This is a genomic window from Tateyamaria sp. syn59 (assembly GCF_007995245.1).
Classification (GTDB): domain Bacteria; phylum Pseudomonadota; class Alphaproteobacteria; order Rhodobacterales; family Rhodobacteraceae; genus Tateyamaria.
The window spans coordinates 1,417-4,418 of sequence record NZ_VCBA01000029.1; the positions used below are offsets into that span (position 1 = coordinate 1,417).

The window sequence follows — 3,002 nt, forward strand, 5'->3', positions numbered from 1 at the left end:
GTCATAGGGCTTACTCATGCATCAGCCCCACCAATAGGTCCTGGCCGCGCTCGACGAGCTTGAGCGCGTTGAGCCAGCCGTAATACTGCCGCAGCGTGCCGGGCGTGTCGTCGATCCGCTTGGCGATCACCTCGATCTCGTTCGGGTGGCGATCGAGAAGCAGCGAGGTCTGGCCGTGTCGCATCTGGTGCGGTGTCATCGGCAGGTTCACCACCGTCCGCATCAGCGCCGAGAACTGGGCTCCGAAGTAGTCGGCGTTGAGCGGCGCCCCCGGCACCCTCACGGCCGGGAAAAGGTAGGGGCTGGCTGCCGCATGCGGAAACAGGGGCCGGATGACCGAGACGTACCACAGGATCGTGTCGTGACAGCCATAGGCATTGGCCCGGACCGGGAACTCGATCTCCGCCTTGTTCTTCGTGAGCTCCGCCGGGATCAGCACCTTGATCGGCTTCTTTGCCGCTTTCGGAAGGCGGATCTGTGCGTCCTCGCCAATGCAGGTCAGCTGCATGGCGTTGTCGACGCGGATTGGTGCGCCGCCGATCTCGATCGCGGCGAAGCAGGCGCTGGCCCCCAGCATCCGCACCCGTGCCCGCTCATGGCCCGTGAGTGCGCGCTTTTCCAGTCGAGCGCATTCCAGCATCGCTTCGGCCTCCGCACGCAGCAGCTGGAACGAACTCAGGAAGCTTCTTCGGATCGACCGCTTGTCGATCAGGTTCTCGCAGAAGGCGCGGTTCTTCGGCGTCATCCGCCGGTCGGCCTTCTTGCCCTCGCGCGCATCCTTGTTGTTGGCCAGCACTTGTTCGAGGAGAGTGGTATCGAGGCCAAGGTGAGGCCGGATCTGGTTCAGGCCCTTGAGATACTTGCGCGCCGTGCGCGGCTCGAGATGGCCGTCGCGCTTTGAGCGCTTGCGCCGAGCGAACATTTCCCTGGCGATAACGCAGATCGCCTCGTCATCTGCAAGGAGCGGTTTGAGATTCTCGGCGTCTGAGGACAGGAGACCCTTCTCGACCGCGATCCGCAGCGTTGTTCGCAGCGCGCTGCGCAGGACATGGGCATGACCCTGGTGATCGTTGGCAAAGGCCTTCGCCACCGGGTCCCAGCCGGACTTGGTCACGATGTCGACCCAAGTCAGGATTTGGGCCTCCCAAGACGGTGCGATCGGCGCCAGATCGGGCACATGGGCGTCAGGCGTAAAGCCGATGGGGTGCGATGGCAGCCAGTGCGTGAGCTCGGGGAACCGCCGCAGCTCGTCGAGCCGAGCGAGCGTCCGGCGATTGGCTTCCCGCTTTTTGCCATGAAAGAGCGTGTCGAGCTCGCGGGCCTTGTCGAGGTCGAGCTCGCGCGGCTGCCAGCCTTGGGCGCGGGCCACGAGCGCGAAGGCCTTCAGCGCGGCGAGCTTCATCGGGTGCCAATCCGCACTCTGCCCGACCCTGCCTTTGGTCAACGGCATGATGGCAGCAAGCAGCCGGCTCCAATCATCTTCCATCGCCCGCAGCCGCGCCTGCTCGGCATGCACGCCGAGGAACTCGCGCAGGGCCGCCTGCAGCCTGCGGCGAAAGAGCGTGTAGGCGGCGTCGGTCGACCAGTGGGCCGGATCGAACCCAGTCAGAGGAAACCGCTGCTCGACCAGTGCCAGCTCCGCCGGGATCAGGACGAGCGGCTGGTTCAGGCGATCGCCGACCTTGTCGATCGCGGTGAGATAGCGATTGCGGGTGGTGAGTGAGAGATCGTTGCGTGCCGCCACGTGGGCACGCAGTTCGGCCAGCGTCGGCCCCGTCACCGCAGGGGCGATGGTCTGTGTGATGTGCCGTTTGACGGGGCCGGTCTGGCCGGTGAGATCGAGCATGCTTTTTTCCTTTCTTGTCATGCATGAGGGTCGCTTGGATGCGGGTTCGGTCGCTAAGACGCGTGGCGGACACACCCGTCTTCGAGGTTGCCGCCGGTGAAACCGGCCGGGCCTGTGTGTCCCGGTCGCTTGGAGGTTGGTCCGGTCGCCAAGGGGCCGATCGGTGTGTCCGGGAGGCGGGACAGGCGGTGCATCGCGCGTCTCACGGGCCGGGCCGGATCGCGCCGAAGACCGGGGCGGGCTTGGTGTAGCGCGGCTGGGGCCTGCCTATGTGCCAGGCCCGCACCTCGGCCTCACGCCAGCGCTTGGCCCCTCGGGCCTTGCGCCCGCCCGACAGGTCGATCGCGCAGGGGAAGGGTCCGGCGCCCTTCGGCACGGCGCCCTTCTCCCAGCGGTAGACGATGGAGGGGTCCGCGACGCCCACGAGATCGGCCACCGCGCGGGCGGTCAGGAGCGGTTCGGTCAGCGCCTCGTGATGCCTGGTGTCCTGCTCTTCGGCTAGCCCCAGGGCCCGCCAGACGACGGGCCAGCGGGTCGTGCCCCCGCGCAGGGAGATGCCGAGAGCCTTCAGCACGCGGGCCAGCCGCCGAGGATCCGGGGGATGGCTGGAGGAGGGCTTCGGCTCAAGGGCGAAGAAGGTGGTGAGATCGGCGCGGGTGAGAGGTGTGTCGAGCATGGCCCAGGGGAATTAGGGTCAGGTCGCTCCGGACGGAAAAAATGCTGCGACATTCATTCCCGCGGTGCGCCCCCGATGGGAGCCCGCCGGCCAATCCGGCGCTCGGACGTCTCCGGTCTCCATCGCCAGAGACAGACGCAGCGCGGCCATCCGGGCCGCACGCCGGCGCATGACACGTGCCATCGGGCCGGGCTGCAGGCACTCGACCTATTGAGAATGAAGTGTTGCCATCGAGGCAGCGTCTCGCCCGCTGTGTTCTCAGACAGAAGACTTCCTTCCGCATCGAAGCGCCACCCAACGCCGAGTCGAAAGCCGGTGCATCAGGCTGCTGCGGGGGGCACGATCAGACGACCGACCTCACGGATCCAGACAGGCATGGAGCCCATCGCCTCCCGGCCTGGCGCACCCCGATTCCGGTCGTCTGCCCGCCATGGCCCCATGACGCCCTGCCCGTGCCGAATTGCGGTCCCACCGGGATAT

General features: G+C 66.8%; 2 protein-coding genes. Both read right to left on the reverse strand.

Annotation, left to right across the window (positions count from 1 at the left end; translation table 11 throughout):
• Positions 1-10: 10 nt before the first annotated feature.
• Positions 11-1,846 (reverse strand): hypothetical protein, encoded by a 1,836-nt coding sequence (locus FD715_RS21815; RefSeq protein WP_147115210.1) that lies wholly within the window; start codon positions 1,844-1,846, stop codon positions 11-13.
• A 202-nt stretch (positions 1,847-2,048) separates the two neighbouring features.
• Positions 2,049-2,522, reverse strand: coding sequence for an AlpA family transcriptional regulator (locus FD715_RS22880; RefSeq protein WP_223275040.1), 474 nt, complete (start codon positions 2,520-2,522; stop codon positions 2,049-2,051).
• Between the last annotated feature and the right edge of the window lie 480 nt (positions 2,523-3,002).

Excerpts from the sequence above, each read along its gene's own strand:
- FD715_RS21815 (WP_147115210.1), bottom strand. The coding sequence starts at position 1,846 with ATGCTCGATCTCACCGGCCAGACCGGCCCCGTCAAACGGCACATCACA.
- FD715_RS22880 (WP_223275040.1), bottom strand. The coding sequence starts at position 2,522 with ATGCTCGACACACCTCTCACCCGCGCCGATCTCACCACCTTCTTCGCC.